General features: G+C 71.4%; 25 protein-coding genes. 7 read left to right on the forward strand and 18 right to left on the reverse strand.

What is annotated here, in order from left to right:
* Positions 1–62: 62 nt before the first annotated feature.
* Positions 63–569, reverse strand: coding sequence for an HNH endonuclease (locus ACTMTF_RS38150; RefSeq protein WP_189137328.1), 507 nt, complete (start codon positions 567–569; stop codon positions 63–65).
* Between the two features lie 293 nt (positions 570–862).
* Between ACTMTF_RS38150 and ACTMTF_RS38155 the strand changes: the two genes are divergently transcribed.
* Genes ACTMTF_RS38155 through ACTMTF_RS38165 form a run of 3 tightly spaced genes read left to right on the forward strand, consistent with a single transcriptional unit; the run spans position 863 to position 4,083 of the window.
* Positions 863–2,917 (forward strand): prolyl oligopeptidase family serine peptidase, encoded by a 2,055-nt coding sequence (locus ACTMTF_RS38155; RefSeq protein ID WP_441115011.1) that lies wholly within the window; start codon positions 863–865, stop codon positions 2,915–2,917.
* Between the two features lie 19 nt (positions 2,918–2,936).
* Positions 2,937–3,728, forward strand: a complete 792-nt coding sequence (locus ACTMTF_RS38160) for a helix-turn-helix domain-containing protein (RefSeq protein WP_441115012.1) — start codon at positions 2,937–2,939, stop codon at positions 3,726–3,728.
* 4 nt (positions 3,729–3,732) lie between these two features.
* Positions 3,733–4,083 carry a VOC family protein gene (locus tag ACTMTF_RS38165; RefSeq protein ID WP_441115013.1) on the forward strand — a complete coding sequence of 117 codons (351 nt, stop codon included), beginning with the start codon at positions 3,733–3,735 and terminating at the stop codon, positions 4,081–4,083.
* A gap of 13 nt (positions 4,084–4,096) precedes the next feature.
* Here ACTMTF_RS38165 and ACTMTF_RS38170 read toward each other — a convergent pair whose 3' ends face one another.
* The 9 genes from ACTMTF_RS38170 to purU all read right to left on the reverse strand — a co-directional run bounded on the left by ACTMTF_RS38170 (position 4,097) and on the right by purU (position 11,135).
* Entirely contained in the window at positions 4,097–4,957 is an 861-nt protein-coding gene (locus ACTMTF_RS38170; RefSeq protein WP_441115014.1) for a polyphosphate polymerase domain-containing protein, read from the reverse strand.
* Positions 4,954–5,499, reverse strand: coding sequence for a DUF4956 domain-containing protein (locus ACTMTF_RS38175; RefSeq protein WP_441115087.1), 546 nt, complete (start codon positions 5,497–5,499; stop codon positions 4,954–4,956). The genes ACTMTF_RS38170 and ACTMTF_RS38175 overlap by 4 nt, the downstream gene beginning before the upstream one ends.
* Positions 5,500–5,688: 189 nt before the next feature.
* Positions 5,689–6,252, reverse strand: a complete 564-nt coding sequence (locus ACTMTF_RS38180; protein WP_441115088.1) for a class F sortase — start codon at positions 6,250–6,252, stop codon at positions 5,689–5,691.
* Positions 6,253–6,254: 2 nt separating this feature from the next.
* Positions 6,255–6,689, reverse strand: coding sequence for a hypothetical protein (locus tag ACTMTF_RS38185; RefSeq protein WP_441115015.1), 435 nt, complete (start codon positions 6,687–6,689; stop codon positions 6,255–6,257).
* Between the two features lie 95 nt (positions 6,690–6,784).
* Positions 6,785–7,447, reverse strand: a complete 663-nt coding sequence (locus ACTMTF_RS38190; RefSeq protein ID WP_397016509.1) for a response regulator transcription factor — start codon at positions 7,445–7,447, stop codon at positions 6,785–6,787.
* Positions 7,444–8,844 carry a sensor histidine kinase gene (locus ACTMTF_RS38195; protein WP_441115016.1) on the reverse strand — a complete coding sequence of 467 codons (1,401 nt, stop codon included), beginning with the start codon at positions 8,842–8,844 and terminating at the stop codon, positions 7,444–7,446. The genes ACTMTF_RS38190 and ACTMTF_RS38195 overlap by 4 nt, the downstream gene beginning before the upstream one ends.
* 48 nt (positions 8,845–8,892) lie before the next feature.
* Positions 8,893–9,312 (reverse strand): hypothetical protein, encoded by a 420-nt coding sequence (locus ACTMTF_RS38200; RefSeq protein ID WP_441115017.1) that lies wholly within the window; start codon positions 9,310–9,312, stop codon positions 8,893–8,895.
* A 70-nt stretch (positions 9,313–9,382) separates the two neighbouring features.
* Complete coding sequence (locus ACTMTF_RS38205) at positions 9,383–10,246, reverse strand: SDR family oxidoreductase (RefSeq protein WP_441115018.1); 864 nt, start codon at positions 10,244–10,246, stop codon at positions 9,383–9,385.
* A gap of 40 nt (positions 10,247–10,286) precedes the next feature.
* Positions 10,287–11,135, reverse strand: coding sequence for a formyltetrahydrofolate deformylase (gene purU / locus ACTMTF_RS38210; RefSeq protein WP_441115019.1), 849 nt, complete (start codon positions 11,133–11,135; stop codon positions 10,287–10,289).
* Positions 11,136–11,274: 139 nt separating this feature from the next.
* Here purU and ACTMTF_RS38215 point away from each other — a divergent pair, with 139 nt between their 5' ends.
* Positions 11,275–12,198, forward strand: a complete 924-nt coding sequence (locus ACTMTF_RS38215) for an anion permease (RefSeq protein ID WP_441115089.1) — start codon at positions 11,275–11,277, stop codon at positions 12,196–12,198.
* 16 nt (positions 12,199–12,214) lie between these two features.
* The gene (locus tag ACTMTF_RS38220) at positions 12,215–12,874 is read left to right on the forward strand and encodes a DUF47 domain-containing protein (RefSeq protein ID WP_397016499.1); all 660 of its coding nucleotides are present in this window, start codon (positions 12,215–12,217) and stop codon (positions 12,872–12,874) included.
* Positions 12,875–12,885: 11 nt separating this feature from the next.
* On the opposite strand, the gene ACTMTF_RS38225 is transcribed toward ACTMTF_RS38220, so the two are convergent.
* On the reverse strand, positions 12,886–13,770 hold the full coding sequence (locus tag ACTMTF_RS38225; protein ID WP_441115020.1) for an LLM class F420-dependent oxidoreductase: 885 nt from the start codon (positions 13,768–13,770) through the stop codon (positions 12,886–12,888).
* 33 nt (positions 13,771–13,803) lie between these two features.
* On the opposite strand from ACTMTF_RS38225, the gene ACTMTF_RS38230 reads away from it, so the two are divergent.
* Both ACTMTF_RS38230 and ACTMTF_RS38235 read left to right on the forward strand, forming a co-directional pair.
* Positions 13,804–14,157 carry an ArsR/SmtB family transcription factor gene (locus tag ACTMTF_RS38230; protein WP_397016495.1) on the forward strand — a complete coding sequence of 118 codons (354 nt, stop codon included), beginning with the start codon at positions 13,804–13,806 and terminating at the stop codon, positions 14,155–14,157.
* The gene (locus tag ACTMTF_RS38235; RefSeq protein WP_441115021.1) at positions 14,154–14,591 is read left to right on the forward strand and encodes an NUDIX hydrolase; all 438 of its coding nucleotides are present in this window, start codon (positions 14,154–14,156) and stop codon (positions 14,589–14,591) included. The genes ACTMTF_RS38230 and ACTMTF_RS38235 overlap by 4 nt, the downstream gene beginning before the upstream one ends.
* A gap of 26 nt (positions 14,592–14,617) precedes the next feature.
* Here ACTMTF_RS38235 and ACTMTF_RS38240 read toward each other — a convergent pair whose 3' ends face one another.
* The 7 genes from ACTMTF_RS38240 to ACTMTF_RS38270 form a co-directional block, all read right to left on the reverse strand.
* On the reverse strand, positions 14,618–15,358 hold the full coding sequence (locus tag ACTMTF_RS38240; RefSeq protein WP_441115022.1) for an MBL fold metallo-hydrolase: 741 nt from the start codon (positions 15,356–15,358) through the stop codon (positions 14,618–14,620).
* Between the two features lie 20 nt (positions 15,359–15,378).
* Positions 15,379–16,161: a hypothetical protein gene (locus tag ACTMTF_RS38245; RefSeq protein WP_441115023.1), complete on the reverse strand. Its 783-nt coding sequence runs from the start codon at positions 16,159–16,161 to the stop codon at positions 15,379–15,381.
* A gap of 48 nt (positions 16,162–16,209) precedes the next feature.
* Entirely contained in the window at positions 16,210–17,361 is a 1,152-nt protein-coding gene (locus ACTMTF_RS38250; RefSeq protein ID WP_441115024.1) for a pyridoxal phosphate-dependent aminotransferase, read from the reverse strand.
* A 56-nt stretch (positions 17,362–17,417) separates the two neighbouring features.
* Complete coding sequence (locus tag ACTMTF_RS38255; RefSeq protein WP_441115025.1) at positions 17,418–19,052, reverse strand: tetratricopeptide repeat protein; 1,635 nt, start codon at positions 19,050–19,052, stop codon at positions 17,418–17,420.
* A gap of 274 nt (positions 19,053–19,326) precedes the next feature.
* On the reverse strand, positions 19,327–20,595 hold the full coding sequence (locus tag ACTMTF_RS38260; RefSeq protein ID WP_441115026.1) for a DMT family transporter: 1,269 nt from the start codon (positions 20,593–20,595) through the stop codon (positions 19,327–19,329).
* A gap of 193 nt (positions 20,596–20,788) precedes the next feature.
* A complete protein-coding gene (locus ACTMTF_RS38265; protein ID WP_441115027.1) occupies positions 20,789–21,268 on the reverse strand; it encodes a GNAT family N-acetyltransferase in 480 nt (159 codons plus the stop codon).
* Entirely contained in the window at positions 21,265–22,833 is a 1,569-nt protein-coding gene (locus ACTMTF_RS38270) for an XRE family transcriptional regulator (RefSeq protein WP_441115028.1), read from the reverse strand. Before ACTMTF_RS38270 ends, ACTMTF_RS38265 begins: the two co-directional genes overlap by 4 nt.
* Positions 22,834–23,016: the final 183 nt, after the last annotated feature.

The following is a 23,016-nucleotide window of genomic DNA, read 5'->3' on the forward strand; positions in this document are numbered from 1 at the left end:
CACTCGGGGGAAAGCGAAATAAGGCCCGGCCCCCGTAGCGGGGACCGGGCCTCAGGTCAGGATCAGGCCGCCGGTTCGAGGTAGGGCGCCCATTGCGGGTCACCGACGAGGGACGCGCCGATGAGCCGCCAGTGAGCGCCCCGTGGCACCGCCGGGGCGACGCGAAGCGACCACCCCAGCTCCTCGAGGTATTTGTCAGCCTTGCGGTGGTTGCACGGCGTGCACGAGGCGACGCAGTTCTCCCACGTGTGGGTGCCACCCCTGGAGCGGGGGATGACATGGTCGATGGTCTCGGCCCGCTGGCCGCAGTAGGCGCAGCGGTAGTCGTCGCGCCGCATGAGGGCGGCCCTGGTCAGGGGGATGCGCGAACGGTAGGGGATGCGGACGTATCGGCGGAGCCGGATCACCGACGGGACGTCGAGCGTGCAGGAGGCGGAGCGCAGCACGGCGCCCCGGCCGTCGCGGTGCACGACGTCGGCCTTCTCCCGCAGCACCAGCACGATGGCTCGGTGCAGCGAGAGCGTGGTGAGTGGCTCGTAGGTGGCATTCAGCAGCAGGACTTGGCGCATCATCGGGCCTCTTCCCGCTGCGCGCGTATCAGAGGGGACATGCCGCGGCATGTCCCGGCTATTCGCCCCTCCTGGGGCATCGACGCTTGCGTCACGTGGACCTCCGCCGGACGGCCCAGCGGATGGTCACCACGGCACCGTCCTGTCTGCAAGTCTGGCGTTTACCGCGTGGTCCCCGCCACCCCTTAACCTCCAGCCGGAATGACCAGAGGGACGCACGGTACGTTTTATTCCCGCATCACCAGGCCTTTACGCCATCCGCGCGGCATCGCGCTTGCCGTAGGGTTCGAAGCATGACGCGAGAGCCCTACCCTGCCGCACCGCGCGAGGAGACCGTCGAGATCCTGCACGGCACGCCCGTTCCCGACCCGTACCGCTGGCTGGAGGATCCGGCCGGCGCGGAGACGGAGAAGTGGCTGCTCGCGCAGGCCGAGTTGTTCAAGCGGGAGAGCGGACCGCAGCGCTTCAAGTCGCGGATCGCGGAGCTCCTGATGTCGGGCTCGATCGGCACCCCCGCCTGGCGCGGCGGCAGGCACTTCTTCAGCCGGCGCACGCCGGAGCAGGAGCACGCCGTCTTCTACGCGGTCGACGCGGACGGCACCGAGCGGGTGCTGGTCGACCCGATGGCGCTCGACCCCACCGGGCTGACCACGCTCGACGCGGTCCAGCCCGACAAGGAGGGGCGCCTGCTGGCGTACCAGATCTCGGTGGGCGGCGACGAGGAGTCGGTCCTCTACGTCATCGACGTGGCGACGGGCGCCCGCTTGGAGGGCCCGATCGACCGCTGCCGCTACTCCCCCATCGCCTGGCTGCCGGGCGGCGAGGCTTTCTACTATGTGCGCCGGCTGCCGGGCACCGAGGTGCCGGAGAACGAGCGGCAGTTCCACCGCCGCGTCTACCTGCACCGCGTCGGCACCTCCACCGAGGACGACGTGATGATCTTCGGTGACGGCATGAAGATGACCAACTACTACGGCGTCTCGGTCTCGCGTGACGGGCGCTGGCTGCAGATCTCCGCCAGCGAGGGCACCGCCCCGCGTAACGACCTGTGGGTCGCCGACCTGGACGCCTCCCCGCCCGAGCGGCCGGAGCTGAGCGTCGTGCAGGAAGGCGTGGACGCCCAGACCGGCCTGGTGTTCGGCCGCGACGGCAGGCTCTACGTGCACACCGACCGCGACGCGCCGCGCGCCCGGCTCTGCGTCACCGACCCGGCGGAGCCCGGCCACGACTCCTGGCGTGACCTGATCCCGCAGGACGAGGAGGCGGTCCTGTCGGACTTCGCCATCCTCGACGACCTGGAGCGCCCGGTCATGCTGGTGGGCTGGACCCGCCATGCGATCAGCGAGATCACCGTGCACGACCTGGAGACCGGCGAGCGCCTGGGCGAGGTGCCGACGCCCGGCCTGGGCACGATCGGCGGCATCTCCGAGCGGCCCGAGGGCGGCCACGAGGCCTGGTTCGGCTACACCGACAACACCAACCCGCCGTCGATCCAGCGCTACGACGCCAGGACCGGCGAGACCACCCTCTGGGCGGCCTCGCCCGGCGCGGTGGAGGTGCCGCCGGTGCGCACCGAGCAGGTCGTCTACCGGTCGAAGGACGGCACCGACGTCCGCATGCTGATCATCTCGCCGGTCGACGGCGAGGGCCCGCGGCCGACCATCCTGTACGGCTACGGCGGCTTCGGCCTGTCCATGACGCCCGGCTACTCCGCGTCGATCCTGGCCTGGGTGGAGGCGGGCGGCGTCTACGCGATCGCCAACCTGCGGGGCGGCGGCGAGGAGGGCGAGGACTGGCATCGCGCCGGCATGCTCGCCAACAAGCAGAACGTCTTCGACGACTTCCACGCCGCCGCGACTCACCTCGTCGAGACGGGGGTGACCACGACCGCGCAGCTCGGCATCTCCGGCGGCTCCAACGGCGGCCTGCTGGTGGGTGCGGCGCTGACCCAGCGCCCGGAGCTCTACTCCGCGGTGGTCTGCTCGGCGCCGCTGCTCGACATGGTGCGTTTCGAGAAGTTCGGGCTCGGCGCCACCTGGAACGTCGAGTACGGCACCGCCGAGGACCCCGAGCAGTTCGGCTGGCTGCACTCCTACTCGCCCTACCACCACGTCAGGGAGTCGGTCAGCTATCCCGCGACGCTGTTCACCGTCTTCGGGTCCGACACGCGGGTGCACCCGCTGCACGCGTGGAAGATGTGCGCGGCGTTGCAGCACGCCTCCACGGGCGACCGGCCGATCCTGCTGCGCAACGAGACAGAGGTAGGCCACGGCGCCCGTTCGATCAGCCGCACGGTCGACCTGTCGGCGGACACGCTGACCTTCCTGGCCAAGCACCTGGGTCTCTAGCCGGGCCTATGGTGGAAGCATGAGCGAGCCGGGGTTCGCCTTCGTCGAGGCGGACCCCAGCCCTGCCCTGCGGCCCTACGTGACGCGGCTGATGGCCTACCGCGAGTGTTACGCCGCACCGGTGACCCGTGTGCAGGCGGCGATGCCCGGCGCGGTGCTCATCCTGGGCTTCGGCTCGGCCCTGGAGGTGGGGGGCGAGCGGCTGACCTCGTTCGGCAGCGGCCTCGCCGACCGCTTCACCATCACCCGCACGGCCGAGCCGACCGAGGGCGTGGAGGTCTACCTGACCCCGTTCGGGGCCAGGCGGCTGTACGGCGTGCCGATGCGGCATCTGACGAACGCGACCCCGCCGGTGGAGGCCACGCTGGGGGCTTGGGCGCGCACGGCGGTGGCCAGGCTGGCCGAGACGCCTTCGTGGCCGGACCGGCTGGCCCTGGCCGACCGGCTGCTGACCGAGCGCATCCTGGCCGGTCCCGAGCCGGACCCTCGGGTGCGATGGGCGTGGGCGCGCCTGCTGCGCGCCGGCGGTGACCTGGGCGTGTCGTCGCTGGCCGACTCCCTCGGCTGGAGCCATCGCCACCTGGTGGCCCGCTTCCACGACCAGGTGGGGCTCACGCCCAAGGCGGCGGCCCGGGTGATCAGGTTCGGCCGGGCGACCCACCGGCTGCGCGCCGGGGCGACGATCGCCCAGGTGGCCGCCGAGTGCGGCTTCTACGACCAGGCGCACATGAACCGCGAGTTCAGGACGCTGGGCGACACGACACCCGGTCAGATATGTCCAAGACCCGCGCCTGCCTCCGGCGCACACTGACAGCATGAGACGCACTGTTTACGCCATGGCTCGCTATCAGGACTGCCAGGCCGCCATCGACTTCCTGACCAGCGCCTTCGGGTTCCGGGTGCACGAGGTGTCCAAGAACGACGACGGCGCGATCAAGCACGCCGAGCTGTTCGTCGACGACGACCTGATCATGATCGGGCCCGGCCGCCCCGGCGGGCCCGGCGTCTACATCGCCGTCGACGACGCCGACGCCCACCACGACCGGGCCCGTGCGGCCGGCGCCCAGATCACCATGGCCCTGGTCGACCAGTCCTACGGCTCGCGGGAGTACGCCTGCGAGGACCCCGAGGGCAACACCTGGTACTTCGGCACCTATCGCCCATGAGCAGCGCGCTCCGTCACCTCGGTGCGCGGGTCGATCTCGTGGGGAAGTAGCCGCGCAGGACCGGGTGCCAGCGGTTGGCGGCCACGCCGTGCAGCGTCGCCACCCCAAGGCAGTACTTGCTGACGCTGACGGGCCGCACGCCCATCTCGCGCAGGATCCGGTCCGCCGCAGCGCGCCCGTCGGCGGACTTGGACTCCAGCAGGACGCGGTCGCGGCGGGCCGCCAGCGTGCGCCGCCCGTCGCCGCAGACCAGGCCGGTGTCGCAGGTGAGCCGGGCCGAGCCGGATGTGTCCACCAGGGTGACGCGGCTGTAGTCGGTGGACAGCACCGGGCCGAGCGACTGGGGACGGGCCAGCCGCAGGTTGCCCGCCAGGGTGTCGGCGACGTAGTCCAGCGCCTCCCGGGTGAGCGCGTCGGACGGGGACGCGTCGTACGGAATGCGGTGTTTGTCGGTGCAGCCGCCCGCGCCGCTGAGCTTGACCTCCAGCCAGCGGCCGCCGCCGTCCAGGTACGTGCGCGTACGGATCTTGAATCTGCGCCGCCTGTCCTGGCGGTGCTGGCGGAAGGTGAGCAGGTCGGGGGTGTCGAAGTAGGTGGAGGTGTAGCGGAACTGCCGCCGCCCGCCGATCCGCAGCACCGCGAACCTGTCGCCGAGCTCGGCCGCGAGGCCGGCCATGGTGGAGGCGGTCACCAGGTACTTGCGGTCCACGCGGGTCATCAGCCCGGAGACGGCCGTGACCTCCTCCAGGGTGATCGGCGGCAGCGTCGAGGCCACCCCCGCAAGCAGGACCCCGGCGTCGGGCCACTCTGTGCGGCACGCCGCCGGGCTCTCGTGTCCGCGCGTCGCCGTCGCATCGTGCTCACGGACGGTCATCGCCAGGCCCTCGTGTCCATGTGCTCGGGCAGCTCGAAGCGGACGTCGACCACGGAGATGTCCCTGACGTAGTCGGCCTGGGTGACGGAGCACTGCAGCACCCGGCCGCCCAACCGGCTCTCCAGGTCGGCGCGGAGCAGGGCCTGGTCGGTGTGGACCACGTCGAGGGTCACCACCTGGTGGCGGGTACGGCCGAGCAGGCGGGGATGGTCGGCCGCGTACATCACCGCCAGCAGCACCACGTCGAGGAAGAGCGCGGTCAGCGGCCAGGTGGCCGCGATGGCGTTCACCAGGCCGAGCGCGATCGCGACGAAGTAGTAGGCGATCTCCTCCTGGGTGATCTCGTCGGATCGGAGCCGGATGATCGCCAGCACGCCGAACAGGCCGAACCCGACCGCCAGGTCCACCCGCTGGACGAGCAGCAGGGACACGACCGCGAAGATGCCCACGTTCAGGGCCACGTACGCGAACAACAGGTCCCGGCGGTGATGGCGGCGGAAGTACAGGCCGTAGGCGAGCGTGATGATCGCCGCCAGGTCCATCGCGAACCCGAGAATCGTGGTCGCTCGCAAGGTGCGCCTCCATGGATCGGTGCCGTTGGTGAACAGCCTGCCGACCAGCGGTGAAGCCCTGGTGAGGCGATGATGAGGGCGTTCTCATCCACATCCGACGGGCGCCGGAACGCCTGTGCCGCCGAGGGGGATCCTCGGCGGCACAGGCGTCCTGTGGGGTCAGCCGGCGTAGACGACCACGTTGTCGCGGTAGCTGCGACGCTTGCGGTCGAAGTCGCCGCCGCAGGTGATCAGGCGGAGCTGCGCGCCACCGCCGGAGCCGTAGACCTCCCTGTCGGGCACCCGGTTCTTGGGGTAGCGGGCCAGACGCTGGACCGTGAACGTCACCGTGCTGCCGTCCGCCCTGTCGACGTGGACGCGGGCGCCCGGGCGCAGCTGGCGCAGCCGGTAGAACACCGCCGGGCCGGTGGTCGAGTCGACGTGGCCGGCGATGACGGCCACGCCCCTCTCCCCTGGCTCGGGTCCGCCCCGATGCCAGCCGACCTGATCGAACCTCTTGGGCGCGATCAACCGGCCGCCGGCGTCAAGCCGGAGCCCGGTCACCCTGGTGGAGACGCCGATCGACGGGATGCGTAAGCGGACGGGGTCCGCCACGTCAGCGGACACGGTCGCCGCCATGACCTGTGCACCCTGTCCGCTGACGCCACCGGTCCCGGCCGCCGCCGGAGCGCATGCCGTGACCAGGGCCAGCGCGGTGATGAGAACCGGAGCCGAGGCCGCCATGGTCACCGCCCGCCGAGCTTGCGCGAGGCCGCGTAGGCCCCGACGAGCAGCACGCCGCCGCCGGCCACCGCGAGCGGCACCACCGGAAGAGCGCCCTCGGCAGCCGAGCCGAGCCGCATCTCGGCCCCACCGGCCGCGCCGCCCATCCCGGTGTCGACCCCGCCCTTCGGACGGTCATCGTCATCGTCGTCGTCCTGGGACGCCCCACCGGCCCCGGTGTCCACACCGCCCCTCGGACGGTCATCGTCGTCGTCATCGTCCCGGGACGTCCCACCCGACCCGGTGTCCACACCGCCCTTGGGGCGGTCGTCGTCATCGTCGGCGAGGTGGACGAGCGCTGCCGCGTACGCGCCCGGGGCGGTGAGGGCCATGGCCGCGATGCAGAGCCCGGACGCGATCGCGATGGCGACCGCCAGCCGCCGTAGTGCCTGGAGCATCCTGTGCCTCCTGGAGTCATCCGCACTCCCTGTGCGGATGACTCCAGGCTCATGGGACGCCGTTGGGGCACCGTGAGCGCGAGATGAGAGGCCTTTCACCCGGCGCGGAGCCGGTATCCGGTGCCGCGCACCGTCTCGATCCGGTCTGCGCCGATCTTGCGGCGCAGGTAGCGCACGTACACGTCCACCACGTTGGAGCCGGGGTCGAAGTCGAACCCCCACACGTGACTGAGCAGCTGCTCACGGGTGAGCACCTGGTCGGGGTGCCGGCAGAAGACCTCCGCCAGCGCGAACTCGCGGGTGGACAGGTCCACCGACCGCTCCCCCACGTACGCCCGCCGAGTGCGCAGGTCGAGGGCCAGGTCGGAGACCCGCAGCACGGTCACCTCGGGCTGCCGGTCGGCCCGCAGGCGGAGCCGTACCCTCGCCAGGAGCTCCTCGAAGGCGAAGGGCTTGGCGATGTAGTCGTCGGCGCCGCCTTCCAGCCCGGCCACGGTGTCGGTGACGCTGTCGCGGGCGGTCAGGATGATGACGGGGATGCCCACCTTGGCCTCGCGCAGCCGCCGCAGCACGGTGAACCCGTCGCTCAGCGGCAGCCCGATGTCGAGGATGAGCAGGTCGAACGCGCCGCTGGCGGCCACGTCGTAGGCCGCGACGCCGTCTTCGACGACGGCGGTGACGAAGCCGTTGCCACGCAGTCCCTTCTCCAGGAAGGACGCGATCCTCGCTTCGTCCTCGGCGATCAGAATGCGGTTCACCGTACCTCCCTGAGTGGAACGGTCATGACAAAACAGGCGCCGCCGCCGGGGGCGTCCACGACGGTGACGGTCCCGCCGTGCGCTTCGGCGATGGTCGTGACGATGGCCAGGCCCAGCCCGGCGCCGTCGTGCGCGCCGGTGCGGCCGGCGCCGCGCATGAAGCGCCGGAAGATCCGCTCACGGTCCGCAGGCGCCACCCCGGGGCCGCTGTCCCGCACCCACAGCTCGACCGACCGATCTCGTACGGCGGAGCCGACGGCGATCAGGCCGCCCTCCTCGGTGTGCCGCACGGCGTTGGCCGCGAGCTGCATCAGCGCCTGCGTGAGCCGCTGCCGGTCGGCGGGCATGCGGGCCTCGGCCACCTCGTCCACCCGCCAGCGCCGCTCGCCGAGCGCTCGGGCCTTGGCCACGACGCTGACGGTGAGGTCGGCCAGCTCGACCTCCTCGATGGCGAGGAAGCCGGGCTGCTCGGCCTTGGCCAGCGTGAGCAGGTCGTCGACCATCCGGTTCATCCGGTCGAGCTCGTCGGTGACCAGGGCGAGGGTTTCGGCCCGGTCTGCGGGGTCGTCGCCCATCAGCTCCAGGTGGCCGCGGATGACGGTGATGGGGGTGCGCAGCTCGTGGCCGGCGTCGTCGACGAAGTGGCGCTGCACCGCGAAAGCCTGCTCCAGCCGGTCGAGCATGTGGTTGAAGGTCGCGGCGAGCGCGGCCACGTCGTCCTCGCCCGGCACGTCGAGCCGGCGGGTGAGGTCGGAGGAGTCGCTGATCTGGGCGGCGGTCTGGCGCACCAGCCTGATCGGGGCGAGCACCCGCCCGGCGATGAACCAGCCGGCCGCGCCGGCCAGGGCCAGCGCCGCCAGCGAGGTGAGGGCGACCACGCGGACGGCATCCACGATGTCGTCCCTGTGCCGGTCATAGAAGATGGCCACGACGAAGTGGCCGGGCCGGGGGTCGCCGGCCACGCTGATCGGGATGGTGGCGTACCAGACGGTCCCCGCGGTGCTCTCGAAGGCGTCAATGCGCGGCCTGACCTCCTTGGACATGTTGGCGACCAGCGCGTCCTCGGTGTCGAGCCTGGCTGGTGGCGGGATGGCGGTGCGTCTGTCCGCCTTGCCGTCGACGATGCTGAAGAAGGTCTCCCATCGGTCAGGCGGGTTATAGGCGAGGTAGCCGGTGAGCAGCTCGTCCACGTCGTCGATCGGCCGCCCGGTCGACGGGTTGAACGCGGTGGCGGCGTACCAGCGCAGCTTCTCCACCTCGTTGATGAATTCGTCGTGCATCCGGCCGTCGAGCCGGGCGAGCAGGACGGTCCAGGTCGCGAAGATGGAGACGGCCAGGGCCAGGGCCGCGACCGCGAGCATCCAGCCCACGATCCGGGCACGGGCGGTCACGCGCATCGGCGCGCCGGGTCGGTCACTGGGGCGGTCCGGGGGTCGGTCACCGGGTCAGTCATCGTCGCCGCCGCCGTCGTCATCGTCGTCATCGTCGCCGCCCGGCCTCGGCGACGGCGGGCGGACCGGCTCGACCTTGGCCGTGCGCTCGCTCGGCGTGATGGCGGGGCGCTTGGTGGAGGTCGGCTCGGGGGTCGCGCTGGCAGCGGGAGCGGAGGTGGAGGTGGAAGTGGGGATGGGGATGGAGGTGGGGATGGAGGTGGGGATGGAGGTGGGGATGGAGGTGGAGGAGGGCGGCTCGCCGGTGGGGGTGCGGTCCTGCCGCGTCCGCGTGCTGTCCACCGGTGCCGGCGACACGACGACGGGCTCGCCCAGATCTGGGCCGCTGCCGGCGGCCTGGACGAGCCCGATCGCCAGGAACCCGGCGACGGACACTCCGGTCAGGAGCACGGCCAGGGGTGCTCGGCGTCTCATGACGTCGAGCATGACGGTGGTGGAGGAGAAGATGCTGAGGCTCAGATGAGAATGCTCTCATCTGCCGTGCTCAGCCGGGCAGCGTCTCCCCGCCGATCGGGGCTAGGACCTCTCCGGTGTAGTACGACGACAACCGGTCGGCGGCGAAGAAGACGTACGACGGCGCGATCTCGTCGGGGTCGGCGGCCCTCTTCATCGGCACCTGCTTGCCGAACTGCTCGACCTTCTCCGGCGGGAAGGTGGCCGGGATCAGCGGCGTCCAGACCGGGCCGGGCGCGACCGCGTTGATCCGGATGCCCCGCTCGACGAGGTTCTGTGCCATCGAGTAGGTGAAGGCGTTGATCGCCCCCTTGGTCGCGGCGTAGTCGATGAGGGTCTTGTTGCCGCGCAGCCCGTTGATCGACGAGGTGTTGATGATCGCGGCGCCCTCGCGCAGGTGCGGCAGCGCCGCCTTGGTCACCCGGTAGTAGCTGTGGATGTTGACCGCGAACGTGTGCTCCCACTGCTCGTCGGTCAGCTCCTCCAGCGAGTCCACCGGCGCCTGGTAGGCGACGTTGTTGACGACGATCTCCAGGCCACCGAGCTCGGTCACCGTCCGCTCCACCACCTGCGCGCAGTGGTCGCGGTCGCTCAGGTCGCCGGGGAGCAGCACGCAGCGCCGCCCTTCGGCCTCGACCAGCTTCCTGGTGTGGTTGGCGTCCTCGTGCTCTTCGAGGTACGCGATCGCGACGTCGGCCCCCTCCTTGGCGAAGGCGACCGAGACGGCCCTGCCGATGCCCGAGTCGCCCCCGGTGACGAGCGCGCGCTTGCCGCTCAGCAGCCCTCTGCCTTCGTAGCCGCGCATCTCGTCGCGCGGCTCGGGCGCCATCCGCCCGGTGTCTCCCGGGTACGGCTGGCTCTGCGGTGGTGGTGTGGAGTTCGCATCTTCTGACATGTCCAGCGCGTGCCCCGGCCGGGGCCCGGTTAACGCCTGGTCAGCGGGGGAAGACGACGGTCTTGTGGCCGTCGAGGAGAACGCGCTGCTCAGCATGCCATTTGACCGCCCTGGCCAGGGCCACGCACTCGACGTCGCGGCCGATGGCCACCAGGTCCTCAGGTGAGTGGCTGTGGTTGACGCGGGCCACCTCCTGCTCGATGATCGGGCCCTCGTCCAGGTCGGACGTGACGTAGTGGGCCGTCGCGCCGATCAGCTTGACCCCCCGGTCGTGCGCCTGGTGGTAGGGCCTGGCGCCCTTGAACGACGGCAGGAACGAGTGGTGGATGTTGATCGCCCGGCCCGCCAGCTTCTGGCACAGCTCCTCCGACAGGACCTGCATGTAGCGGGCCAGCACCACCAGGTCCACCTGGTAGTGCTCGACCAGGGCCAGCACCTCGGCCTCCTGCCTGGCCTTGGTGTCGGGCGTGACCGGCAGGTGGTGGTAGTCGATGCCGTGGGTCTGGGTCAGCGGGCGCAGGTCCGGATGGTTGGACACGACCGCGACGACCTCGATGTCGAGCGCGCCCGAGCGGACCCGGTAGAGCAGGTCGTTGAGGCAGTGGCCGAACCTGCTGACCATGATCAGCACACGCGGCCTGCGCGCCACGTCACGGACCTGGAACACCATGCCGAACTCCGGCGCCAGGGCGGCGAAGGCGGCGCGGATCTCGTCCTCCGCCTGCGGCGCGGCGAACTGCACCCGCATGAAGAAGCGCTGCGCCTCCCGGTCGCCGAACTGCTGACTCTCGGTGATGTTGCAACCACGCGCGGCCAGCAGGCCGGCGACGGCGGCCACCACTCCGGGCCGGTCTGGACAGGACAGGGTGAGGACGTATTCGGTGCTCATTCTTCACTCTCGCGGCGGGGCGCAGGACGGCTGCACCGTCGACAATACCGGGCGCGGACCGCCTCATAGGGCCGGTCTTGGGTATGTACCAGGCATTACGCGACAGCAACCCGGGAAGGAGCGCATGCCCTTGGACGCCGTGCTACTGGTCGGGGTCGCCTGCCTGTTCGCGATCGTGTCCGGGATGAACGACGGAGGGGCGCTCCTCGCGACCGGGCTCAAGCTGCCCACCGTGCGCCCGGCGACCGGCATCTCCACCATGGTGGTGTTCGTGGCCCTGGTCCCGCTGGCCACCCACCAGGTCGCGCTCACCTTCGTCACCCGGCTGGCCACCTTCGAAGGCCACGGCGGCAGATCGGCCACCACGATCGCCGTCATCTGCTCGCTGGTCGTGGTCCTGGTGCTCAGCGCGAAGGGCAGGCCGACCAGCCTCACCCTCGCCATCGTCGGCGGCCTCACCGGCGCGGGCCTGGGCTGGGGGCTGCCGGTCTCCGGCCCGTCCGTGGCCCTCGTGCTGGCCTTCGGCATCGCGGCGCCCGTCGTCGGCGCGTTGCTGGCCTGGGTGCTGAGCGGGCTGCTGGTCAAGCTCACCACCACGCACGGGCTGTGGCACTGGCACTGGGCCGGCTTCCTGCTGCAGACGCTCGCCTACGCGGCCAACGACGGGCAGAAGATGCTCGCGGTCTTAATGATCGCGCTGGGCTTCTCGGACGCGCCGCTGCCGTACACGTCGCTGGTGGCCGCGCTGTTCGGGCTCGGCGCTCTGTACGGCCTGCCGAAGGCCGGACGTACGCTCAGCCGGGAGATCATCGCCTTCCGGCCCTTGCACGGCGTGGCGGCGGAGCTGTCGGCGGGCACCGCCGTGCTCGGCTGTTCGGCGCTGGGCATGCCGGTGAGCATGACCCAGGCCATCGCGGGCGGGCTCATCGGCGCGGGGGTCAACCAGGGCGGCGGCCGGGTCCGCTGGTACGCCGCAGTGAAGATCGTCACTGCCTGGCTGCTGACGCTGCCGGCCAGTCTGCTGCTGGCCGCGGTGGCGGCCTATCTGGTGAAGGGAGCGTGATGGACCGTTTCGACACATGGCCGCCCGCACCGGAGGTGCGCCGGTGAAGCGGCTGCGCCGGATCCGCGACCTGCTCATCGGCCGCATGGACAGCGCACTGTCGGACGCGCTGCTCGGGCAGCTCTCGGCGACCAAGGAGGGCGCCTGGCTGGCCATGGCGATGATCGGCGGCGAGGTGGGCAGAACGGGCGCGCACGAGCAGATGCGCACCATCGAGCACCTCGGCGACGAGGAGCGCCGCCGCCTGGTCGAGGAGCTCCGCTCCGCCCTGGTCACGCCGATCGACCGGGAGGACCTCTTCAGGCTCTCGCGCTCGATCGACGACGTGCTCGACTCGCTGCGGGACTTCGTCCGCGAGTCGCACCTGTATCAGGTGCCCGACCAGATCCGCTTCACGCCGCTGCTCGACCAGGTGATCGTCGGCATCGACGCGCTGGAGAACGCCGTCCGCGACCTGGTCTCCAGCCCGTCGGCCGTGGTGCACGACGCGCTGGAGGCCAAGAAGACGGGCGGCGCCATCCGCCGGATGTATCAGTACGAGATCTCCCGCATCTTCTCCGGCGAGCTGACCGCCAACGCGATGAAGGAGCGTGAGCTGGTGCGGCGCCTGGAGATCGTGGGCATCGCCATCAGCGAGGCCGCCGACGCCATCGCGGACGGCGCCATGAAGCGCTGAGCCGGAGCGGGCTAGAGCCCCAGGGCGGGAGCGAGGAGGCGGAGCTGGGCCAGGGCGTCGGCCAGCTCCGGCTCGGGCGACAGCGGCTGGATCGCCACGTGGTCGGCCCCCGCGTCGAGGTGGGCGCCGATCCGCTTGGCGACCGTCTCGGCGCTGCCCCAGGCCACGATGGCGTCGGTCAGCCGGTCGCTGCCGCCGTCGGCGAAGTCCTCGTCGGAGAAGCCCAGGGTGCGCAGGTTGCCGAGATAGTTGGGCAGCGTCAGATAGGGGGACATGTGGGCGCGGGCGATCTCGCGGGCCCGCGCCGGATCGGTCTCGACGACCACGGCCTGCTCCGGCACGAGCAGCCGGTCGGGGCCCAGGATGTCGCGGGCCAGCAGGGTGTGCTCGGGCGGCACGAAGTAGGTGTGGGCGCCGCCGGCCCGGTCCCTGGACAGCTCCAGCATCCGGGGGCGCAGCGCGGCCAGCAGCCGGGGCGCCTGCGCCTGCGGAGTGGGCAGGATCTTCCTGGCGTCGTCCATGCCGTCGAGGTAGCGGCTCATCGCGGTCAGCGGCTTGCCGTAGTCGTGGCCGCGCATGCTCACCAGCGGGCCGTGGCTCACCCCGATGCCCATCAGGAACCGGCCGGGAAAGGCGTCGCCGAGCGTCACCTCGCCCGCGGCCATGGCCGTCGCGTCGCGCGACCAGATGCTGACGATCCCGGCGCCGATCGCGAGCCGCCGGGTGGCGGCCAGCAGCACCGCCGCGCAGGTGAACGAGTCCTTGCTCCCCCAGCCGTCGTTGACCCAGGCGGAGCCGTAGCCGAGCTCCTCGATCTCCGCCGCCGCCTGGCGAGCCTCGCCGGCCGGCGCCTTGCTGATCATGGGGTGCCACACTCCGACGTGCCCGGCGTCCACGGCCACTCCTTCTGGTTAAACTGTTCGATCGAGATGGAACACTACACCAGAGCCCCGTCGAGCCGATCTCGCTCCCTGGCCCACGCCTCCCCCGTCGAGGTGTCGCTGCAGGCGGCGCTCGACGCGCTGAGCGACCCGATCCGCCGCCGCATCGTCCGCGAGCTGGCCGGGGTCCCCGACTGGACCCGCCCCTGCGGCACCTTCCGTCACCTGCCCGTGGCCAAGTCCACGCTCAGCCACCACTTCGCGGTCCTGCGCGGCGTGGGTCTGCTGGAGCAGCGCGACGAGGGCCCGCGCCGCCTCAACCGGCTGCGCAGGCCCGAGTTCGACGACCGCTTCCCGGGCCTGCTCCCGCTGGTCCTCGCCGAGCCGGAGAGCCTGCCGTGACCACCAGCGACCGGCCCGCCGCGCGGGTCGTCTGCCTCGACCGCGACGGCAGGGTGCTGCTGATGCACTGGCACGACCGGGTCAGCGGCCTGGACGTCTGGGAGCCTCCCGGCGGCGGCCTCGACCCCGGCGAGACGCCCCTGGAGGCGGCCAGACGGGAGCTGACCGAGGAGACCGGCCTGCCGGGCGCCGCCGTCCAGGACCTCGCGGTCGAGGTCGGGCGTGACTTCTCCTGGCTCGGCGTCCGCTACGTCAAGACGGAGTCGTTCTTCCTGGCCCGCTTCCCCGCCAGCCGCCCCCAGGTCACCCCGGGCGCCCTCACCCAGGAGGAACGCGAGGCCTACCTCGGCTGCCGATGGACCCGGCGCCTGCCCGCCGGCGTGGAGCCACCGACCCTGGCCACGGTCATCCGGCAGCTGACCACCCTCGCCTGACCGTCCCGCTCAGACGGCGGCTTCGCTCACAGGTGCACCGTGTGGCCTGCGGTGGCGACGGCGAGATGGCCGGTGTAGGACCTGGTCGCCGCGTCGAGCGCGGGCTCGTGCGGGGTGTCCGGCCACAGGTGGGTGAGCAGCAGCCGCGCCGCACCGGCCGAGGACGCCGTACGGCCGGCGTCGGCGGCCGTCGAGAGATGGCGGGCGTCCTCCTCGGGCACCCACTCGGGGTACGTCGCCTCGGCCAGCAGCAGGTCGGCGTCCCTGGCGAGGTCCACCAGCTCGTCGGCCGGCCCGGTGTCCCCGGTGTAGGCGATCACCCGGCCGCCGCCGGTCAGCCGCAGCCCCGCGTTAGGCACGTGGTGCGGCAGCGACCAGGCGTCCAGCCGGAACGGCCCGACCTCGCACGGCCGGCCGGGCGTCAACTCCAGCAGCTCGACGCCGCCTGCCAGCATGGCCGGCCGATCCAGCGCGAGCACCGCGTCCAGCGCACCCGGCGGCGCGTACACGGGCAGCGCGGGCGGCGGCGCGGCGCCGAGGACGCGGGCGCGGAGCAGCGGGTTGAGGTCGGCGCAGTGATCGGGGTGGCCGTGGCTGACCAGGACCGCGTCCACCTCCTCGGCCGCCGTGGACGCCAGCAGCCTGGGCAGGGTGGCGTAGCCGGGGTCGATCAGCACCCGGAAGCCGTCGTACTCGACCAGATAGCCGCTGCACGCCTGGCCCGCCGCCGGCCACGCCCCGCACCCGCCGAGCACCGTGAGCCGCACGCCCGCACTGTCCCCGGCTGTCACCGGTCGTCGCCGTGGCCGAGCTCGGACAGGGTCATCGCCATCAGGTCGCGCAGCAGCGGCCCCGACGCCTTCTCGTGCTCGGCCTCGACCGAATGCCCCTGGGCCACCCTCGTGTGGTAGACCTCCCGCTTGCGGGCGTCGGTGTAGGGCTGGGCGGTCAGCGCCACCACGACGGTGGCCCGGGTGCCGGCGTCCGGGAGGACGGCCACGGCGTGGGTGCGCAGGCAGGTCTCGTCCGGCTCGCCGAACCAGCCGCACTTGATCCCCGCCTCGGGCGCGCCGAGAGCCTGGCGCGTGCCGTAGGTCTGGTCGCCCTCCACCCGGCGCATCCACTCCAGGACGCTGCCCGCCACGGGATCGCCGGCGAAGGCGGCCTGGGCGAGCGCCGCATAGGCCGTGGCGACCTCGTCGGCCGCCACCTCGATCGAGCCGAACCGTGAGGGGTCGGCGTTGTGCATCGGCCAGGCGACGCCGGTGCGCTGGTAGATGTCGTCGAGGATGACGAGCGGGCCGACGGCGAGCCAGAGGCTGCGGGTGTCGGAGTTGGACGAGATGACCACCGCGGGCTCGGCGTGGCGCCGCCAGCGCTCGGCGTCGGGGATGCGCGCGGCCGTCACCCACGCGTACAGCGGTTTGAGCAGGGAGGCGCAGCGCATTCTGTGCAGGCCTGAGCGGGCGCTGACCGTGCGCGGCGGCGGCCCGCCGTGGCCACGGCTGATGCCGGCGGCCTGGGCGCTCGCCCCCCGCTGGAGATCACGTAGCAGCTCGTTGTACCCCACCGCTCAACCGTAGCCGCTGTGCGGAGCGTTTCCAGCGACCGCCGGGGTTCAGCCGAGGGCGGCGGCGAAGCGGGCGCGCAGTTCGCTCAAGCGTTCGACGGGCTCGGCGCTGTAGACCAGCCGGACGTAACGGGAGGCCACCGCCTCGCCCCAGGCGGTCATCGGGGTGGCGGCGACGCGTCCCTTGTCCAGGAGGCGGGCGGACAGGTCCTGGGCGGTGAGGCCCAGCCGTTCGGCGTCCACCAGGCAGGACCACCCGCCGGCCGCGCGGACCACCGGCAGGCCGGCCAGCTGCCGGATCACCTTGTCGTGGCGCGCCTGGTACTCGGCCACCGCCTGGTCGACCCCGGCTCCGGCGGGATCCGTCAGGGCGGCGGCGGCGCCGAGCTGGTGGAAGCCGCTGGCCACGGTGGTGTTGTAGATGGCCGCCATCCTGATGCGCGTCATGATGTCCGCCGGTCCCGCGACCCAGCCGATGCGCCAGCCGATCATCCGGTACTCCTTGGACATCGAGCCGATCACGATCGTGCGCTCGGCCAGCCCGTCGACCCGGCAGGGGTTGATGCGGGGGTGCCCGTCGTAGACGATGCGCTCCATGGCGGCGTCGTGGACGAGGTAGGCCCCGGTGCGCTCGCAGGTCGCGGCGACGGCGGCCCAGTCCTGCTCGTCGAAGACCACGCCCGACGGCATGGAGGGGCTCATCAGGAGCAGCGCCGCCGCGGCCGTCACCTCGGTCAGGGCCTGCCGGTCCAGCCGCCAGTAGCCGTCGATCACCCGCAGCGGCACCAGGGCCGGCCGGGCGCCCGCGAGGCGGACGCGCTGCAGCAGGCCGGCGTAGGTGGGGTCGGTCAGGACGACGGAGTCGCCGGGCTCGGTCGTGGACAGGAGCACGGGCATGACGGCGGACGTGCCGCCCGAGGTGATGACGATCTGCCGCAGCGGGTCGTAGTGGACTCCGGTGCGGACGCGCAGATCGGCCGATACCGCCTCGCAGAGCTGGGGCAGGCCGGTGAAGGGCAGCCAGCTGTTGCCGGTGCCCTCCGCGAGCGACGCACGGGTGGCCTGGACGGCGGCGGGCGGGGGCGGCACGTCGGTGTCGAGGTTCTCCATCCGCAGCACGTCGGGGTCGGCGCCGGCCGCGGCGGCGACCTGGTCGATGTCGAACGGCTGCACGTCGGCGAAGCGGGAGTTCGGCCGCATGACGCTTCCCTCCTGTTGTTCCGTAAAGGGAACACTTGCTCAGGGCGGGCCGGGTGTCAACCAGGCTGCTGGGCGGCGCGCGCGTCGTCGGCCTCCGCCTCCGCCGTACGGCCCAGGGCACGCAGGGCCACGGCGCGGTTCACGTACAGGTCGGGCTGGGGATCCAGGCCGATCGCCTGCGTGAGGTCGGCCACCGCGCCCTCCGGATCGCCCGCCGCGTAGCGGAGCACCCCGCGGTTGCCCCAGGCGGCGGCCAGCCCGGGAGCCCGCTCGATGGCCGAGTCCAGCGCCCGTCTGGCCTCGGCGAGCCGGCCCGCCCCTGTTTCGAGCTGACCGAGGACCGTCAGCAGGTGGGGGTTGCCGGGGCTGAGCGCGAGGCCCGTCGTGGCGTCGGCCCTGGCCTCCTCGTCGTGTTCGAGGAAGGCGAGCAGGCCGGCCCTGTTGACGTAGGCGTCCACGTAGCCGGGATCCAGGTCGATCACCCGGTTCAGGTCGGCCAGCGCGCCCGGCACGTCCCCCTGGACGATCCGCAGCTCGGCCCGGTTGTAGTGGGCCTCCGGCAGCGGTGGGCCGACCCGCAGCGCGGCCTCGTAGTCGGCCAGCGCCTCGTGGTGCCGGCCCAGCTCGAACAGGAGGTTCCCCCGGTCCACGTAGGAGTCGGGGAACATGGGATCGATCGCGATCGCCGCCGCCCAGTCCTCCAGGGCCTCCTTGCCCCGCCCGAGCGCGGCCAGCAGCTGCGCCCGGTTGGCCAGCAGCACCATGCGGTGCAGCGGATGCCGGTCGCCCAGCTCGCGGGCGAGCTCGATGGCCGACTCCACGAGCGCCAGCGCCTGAGGGGCGCGGCCCTGCCGCAGCTCGATCAGCGCCAGCCCGTTGCGGTCGAAGCCCAGCTTGAACGCTCGCTGCAGGGGGTCGGGCAGCAGCGTGGAGATGGCGATGGCCTCGTTGATCCAGCCCCGGGCCCGGCCGAGGTCACGCTGTGCCGGGTCGGGGTGGCGGGCGTCGAGCATGGCCAGCCCGTAGGCGCCGGCGGCGTGCACGGCCGGGTCCTGACTGGACCTGCGCGCCTCCTCCCACAGCTCACGCGCCTCCTCCCGGCGGCCCAGCCCGCCGAGCGCCGTCGCGGCGCGCTGCGCGAAACGCCACCACTGCTCGCCGCCCGGCTCGCTCAGCGCCAGCCCGCGCTCTGCGAGCTCGACCACCGCATGCAGAAACCCCTCTTGTACGCCGCGGTCCACGATCGCCCAGAGCCCGTCGGCGTCGCGGGCGTCGGGGGGCGGCTCCGGCCCGCCCAGGTAGACGGTGATCTCCAGGACGGACGGCGGGATCCTGCGCATCAGCACGTCGAGCAGCTCGACGTCCGTGGGATCGGCCTGCGCGCCGTTGCAGACGACGAGAGTGCGGCCGGGCGGCACCACGTCGCGGACGAACTCCGCGATCCCGTTGGCCAGCCTGAGCGTGCGGCGGGGTGCGGGCACCAGGATGCGCTCGTCGTCGGTCAGGTCCGCGCCGAGGGTGGCCCGCCTGGCCGGTACGAGGTCACGGAGGCCGGGCGCGACGGCCCGGATCTCGATGTCGTACGCGGCGACCAGGCTCCCGGACCGTTCCAAGGCGGCCGGGACCAGGTGTCCCAACAGGGCCGCCCCGACCGTGTAGGGACCGCGCGGCCGCCGATGTCCGTCGATCATGGGCATCAGCGACCGCTCGTCCTCGGTGGGCGCGGGCGGAGCGCCCTGCGCCCTGAGGTGAGACCTTCCCTCTCTCACCCCTTGTGAATGACGCTGGAGGTCCCGCTGAGCCTCGCGGTTCCGGGCTTGCGGACGGCGATGCGCTTCATGATGCACCTCTTCATTGGGGGTATTTATCTATTATTCGGACACCCCAAGATTTATCAAGATTGATGTACGGATAAGAGGAGTCTAATGAATAAGAAGCGCTTGATAATTCATGGTGATATATGCCCTATTGGGACCGAAACCAGCATGATCTCGCCCCCGATCTTGTTTTATCGGACTGCCCGATCAGTTCGCACAGACAGCGGCCGAGCACCGTCATCGACTGGCAGCAGCCGGGCGGCGACTGGCTCTGGGACCGCACGATGTGGGTCGCGCGCTCGATCAGCCGCTCCAGGCTGGGCTCCCCGGAGCCCTTGACCGCTCGGGTGCTCCAGGGACAGGCCTCGGTGTGCGAGCAGGCGGACTTCGCGGACGGAGTCGGGGCCACGGGCGGGTCCGCGCCGTCCGGCTTCAGTGGATCGTCGCGCTTGATCTTCAGCTCGCCGAGCACGCGGGAGGCGCGGCGGGTCACGATCAGCAGGTGCCGGCGCTCCGGATCCGGCACGTCCAGCTGCGCCCCGGACGGCACGGCGAGCAGCATCGCCCCCGCCATCAGCCCGCCGCCGACGAGCATGCTCCACCCGATCTGCTCGCCGTACCCGATCACCGCGATCGCGGCCACCCAGAAGGGCTGCGAGGACATCAGCACCGCCGCGGGGACGGCCGGCACGTGCGTCTGGCCGTACGAGCGAGCCAGGAACCCCAGCGCGCATGAGACGACGGACAGGTGCGCGAGCCCCGCCCAGTCCATCACGTCGGCCGGCAGCGTGATCCCGTCACGCACGGCCAGCCCGCCGGTGAGCAGTCCGATGGTGCCGAGCTGCACGACGGTGAGGGCGTAGGCGTTGAAGGTCTCGCCCGTCCTCGACATCCGCGCGAGCAGCAGCGTGTGCCCCGAGTAGAGGGCGGCCGCGGAGAGCGTCGCCCAGAGCGCCGGCAGCGAGAAGGCGTTGCCCTCCACCCCGCGCAGCAACGTGAACACGGTCATGCCGGCCAGCGCCAGCAGCACCCCGACCCACACCCGTCCGGGCACCCGCACCCTGAACAGGACCAGGGCCATGATGGGCGTGATCACCACGCTGGTCCCGACCGCGAACCCGGAGACCGCAGCGGGCAGGCCGTTCAGCGCGACGGCCTGCGCGCCCTGCCCGACCCCGAACATGACGCCCAGGATGATGCCGTTGACCCACACCGTCCGTGACAGCCCCCGCAGGCAGCCGGGCCGGATGAGGAGCAGCGTCACGGCCGCGATGGTGTAGCGCTCGGCGAGGAGATCGTCCACTGGTAACCGGTGTATGAGATCCTTCATCAGCGGAAAGGCCGACCCCCAGGCCGCGCTGACGAACAACAGGAGCACGACTCCCGTCAGGGGCCGGGGAACGGGCACGACTGCCATGCCGGAAGCATCTCACTACAGTTCGCAGCCGCCACTGGACAGTGAACCGGTGGTGATGTTCCTCTACCACCTGGAGTGAAGAGCCTCACTAGTAGGCCCTGACTTCCATATCCTCACCGCTCGCCAAAGCCGCCATACCCGACATATCTCTTTCAGCGCATCAGGTGTACCGGCGCACACGCGGGAGGGGGCCTCAGCGGCTCGCCGACTCCAGGCGCTTCTCGCCGTAGATGACCGTGAGCCCGCCCACCTGGCGGCGCGAGGTTTCCTGCCAGCCCTGGCGCTGGTACAGCGCCAGGGCCGCGCCCTGGTTGAGGGTGGTGTCGCCGCACAGGCTGTGGAAGCCCAGCTCCACCGCCCGGTCCTCGAGCGCGGCCAGCATGGCGGCGCCGAAGCCGCGCCGCTGGTGGTGCGGGTGCACGCGCAACCGGCACACCTCGGCCGTCCGCCTGTCGACGGGTTTCAGCCCGCCCATGGCGACCACCCGCGAGTTCACCTCGCCGACCAGGAAGTCGCCGCCACAGGCGAGATAGAGCTCCTGGATGAGCGGGAAGTCGTCGTCGTAGTAGACGCCGTCGCCGGGCACCAGACCCACCTCCGCGAGGCAGATCTGGTGCAGGGCGAGAATGGTGTCGAGGTCAGACCAGCGATAGCGGCGAATCTTCAGCTTCATGCACCGCCGATCCCTTCGCCCAGGAGCGGCTGCGGCGGCCGCAGTTGCTCGCGGTAGACGGCGAGCTTGGGATGGTTGGCGTCCCGCGCCATCACCGCCTGCTCCAGCGCGAGCGCCGGGCGCATGATGAAGTCGGTGCGGTATTCCGGGCCGAGCAGCCGCAGCGCCTCGGTGGCGGTGTCGAGCGCGTCGGCGAGGTCGCCCTCGATCAGGCGGCACTGGGCCCGGTCGAGCCTGATGAGCGTCTGGTCGAGGATGTGGTCCTGGTACTTGTCCAGGGCCTGGTCGAGCACGACCTCGGCCTCCAGGGTCTGGCCCAGCTTGGTGAGCACGTCGCCCTGGTAGAAGTAGAGCTGCTTCTCGGTGTAGCCGAACGCGGCGTCCTCCTGGTCCCCGGCCTTCATGTGGGAGAAGGCGTTACGGGCCCGCGCCAGCGCCCGCTTGGCCTGGTCGACGACCTCCTTCTTGCTGTCGGTGCCGGACAGCATGGCCAGGGCCCTGGCCTCGACGACCGGTGCCATGGCCTGCGCGGCGCACGGCGTCTGGCCGGCCAGGTCACGGCTCTTCTTCGCCAGGTTGAGCGCCTCGCGGGCGTCCCCGTAGTACAGGGGGACGAGCGCCTCGCGAGCCGTGACCCAGGCGCGCAGGGCACGGTCGCCGGTCTCGTCGGCGGCGGTGCGCCCGGTGCGGAAGAAGGAGCGGGCGAGCCGGTGGTCACCCAGATTGATCATGATCATGCCGCTGAGCCCGGACAGCTGGGCGGCCATCCGGCACAGGCGCTCCTGCAGGTCGATCGGCTGACGTCGGCACATGGCGGTGCGCACGGAGCTCAGCTCCAGCAGCACGTCGCACAGCAGCCGGAGCGGGGCGGTGGTGGTGTACTGCCGGCCGAAGCTGAGCGTCGCCTCCTCCCACTGGTCGAGCATGGCGGGAGACACGGTGGCCGACACGAGGGTGCGGTCCATCCGCCTCCTGATGCCTTCGCAAGCGCCGAGCACCGGGCCGTCGAGCTTGGCCGCGCTCGGGTTGCTGGACAGAAGCTGTAAAAGGGTGCGCCGGAGGACGTTCTCATCCTCCTCGCTCTCGAAGCTCTGATCCGCGGGAGGCGGCGGTGTCCCGATGTCGGGCGGATCCGCCAGGGCCGCGCCATGCCGCCCCTGCAAATCGTTGCCGCCGACCACACCCGGCATCCGGTGGCCGTGCCCGCAGATGCACGGCCCGTCATAGCCGAGGGAGGCAGGCTCCACGCGGTAGACGGTGCACAGATAGTGGAGGTATTCGGGGCCCGGCCGTTTGAGCCCACTCTCATAGGCGGACAAAAGGGTCTCGCCAATGCCGGGTGGCGGCTTCTCGTCGCGCTCGAACAGGGCTCTGACCTGTTCGATCACGTCGGCGAGCGCGATCCCGTACGAAAGGCGATGCCCCTTGATCTTGGTAGTGCCGAACTGAGGTCCACACACTTCGTGGATCTCCTCGGCGATCTGGGCGGCGGAGCGGCCGGTGGCGAGCCCTTTGGCTCTGATCCGCCGGGCCATCTCCGTCTCCCTGTGCTGTCTGCCGGACATTCCGGCCCCTTCCACAACCTGTGTCCTGACCGGCTTTACACTCTAGTCACTCTGCGTAGCGTCTAGGTTGCAGTCCGCCTTGCCATGACTATGAACCATTCATGGCAGCTTGAAAACGTCCTATTGAAGAGTACGGATAAGGATCGTCCTCCGGCGGACTGTTTCTTACAACCTATGAGTGAG

This window comes from Nonomuraea sp. ZG12, from assembly GCF_052068115.1.
Classification (GTDB): Bacteria; Actinomycetota; Actinomycetes; order Streptosporangiales; family Streptosporangiaceae; genus Nonomuraea.

Bases quoted from the DNA above. Each gene is read 5' to 3' on its own strand.
- ACTMTF_RS38150 (WP_189137328.1), bottom strand. From the start codon at position 569: ATGCGCCAAGTCCTGCTGCTGAATGCCACCTACGAGCCACTCACCACG.
- ACTMTF_RS38155 (WP_441115011.1), top strand. From the start codon at position 863: ATGACGCGAGAGCCCTACCCTGCCGCACCGCGCGAGGAGACCGTCGAG.
- ACTMTF_RS38160 (WP_441115012.1), top strand. From the start codon at position 2,937: ATGAGCGAGCCGGGGTTCGCCTTCGTCGAGGCGGACCCCAGCCCTGCC.
- ACTMTF_RS38165 (WP_441115013.1), top strand. From the start codon at position 3,733: ATGAGACGCACTGTTTACGCCATGGCTCGCTATCAGGACTGCCAGGCC.
- ACTMTF_RS38170 (WP_441115014.1), bottom strand. From the start codon at position 4,957: ATGACCGTCCGTGAGCACGATGCGACGGCGACGCGCGGACACGAGAGC.
- ACTMTF_RS38175 (WP_441115087.1), bottom strand. From the start codon at position 5,499: ATGGACCTGGCGGCGATCATCACGCTCGCCTACGGCCTGTACTTCCGC.
- ACTMTF_RS38180 (WP_441115088.1), bottom strand. From the start codon at position 6,252: ATGGCGGCCTCGGCTCCGGTTCTCATCACCGCGCTGGCCCTGGTCACG.
- ACTMTF_RS38185 (WP_441115015.1), bottom strand. From the start codon at position 6,689: ATGCTCCAGGCACTACGGCGGCTGGCGGTCGCCATCGCGATCGCGTCC.
- ACTMTF_RS38195 (WP_441115016.1), bottom strand. From the start codon at position 8,844: ATGCGCGTGACCGCCCGTGCCCGGATCGTGGGCTGGATGCTCGCGGTC.
- ACTMTF_RS38200 (WP_441115017.1), bottom strand. From the start codon at position 9,312: ATGAGACGCCGAGCACCCCTGGCCGTGCTCCTGACCGGAGTGTCCGTC.
- ACTMTF_RS38205 (WP_441115018.1), bottom strand. From the start codon at position 10,246: ATGTCAGAAGATGCGAACTCCACACCACCACCGCAGAGCCAGCCGTAC.
- purU (WP_441115019.1), bottom strand. From the start codon at position 11,135: ATGAGCACCGAATACGTCCTCACCCTGTCCTGTCCAGACCGGCCCGGA.
- ACTMTF_RS38220 (WP_397016499.1), top strand. From the start codon at position 12,215: ATGGCCGCCCGCACCGGAGGTGCGCCGGTGAAGCGGCTGCGCCGGATC.
- ACTMTF_RS38230 (WP_397016495.1), top strand. From the start codon at position 13,804: ATGGAACACTACACCAGAGCCCCGTCGAGCCGATCTCGCTCCCTGGCC.
- ACTMTF_RS38250 (WP_441115024.1), bottom strand. From the start codon at position 17,361: ATGCGGCCGAACTCCCGCTTCGCCGACGTGCAGCCGTTCGACATCGAC.
- ACTMTF_RS38255 (WP_441115025.1), bottom strand. From the start codon at position 19,052: ATGATCGACGGACATCGGCGGCCGCGCGGTCCCTACACGGTCGGGGCG.
- ACTMTF_RS38260 (WP_441115026.1), bottom strand. From the start codon at position 20,595: ATGGCAGTCGTGCCCGTTCCCCGGCCCCTGACGGGAGTCGTGCTCCTG.
- ACTMTF_RS38265 (WP_441115027.1), bottom strand. From the start codon at position 21,268: ATGAAGCTGAAGATTCGCCGCTATCGCTGGTCTGACCTCGACACCATT.
- ACTMTF_RS38270 (WP_441115028.1), bottom strand. From the start codon at position 22,833: ATGTCCGGCAGACAGCACAGGGAGACGGAGATGGCCCGGCGGATCAGA.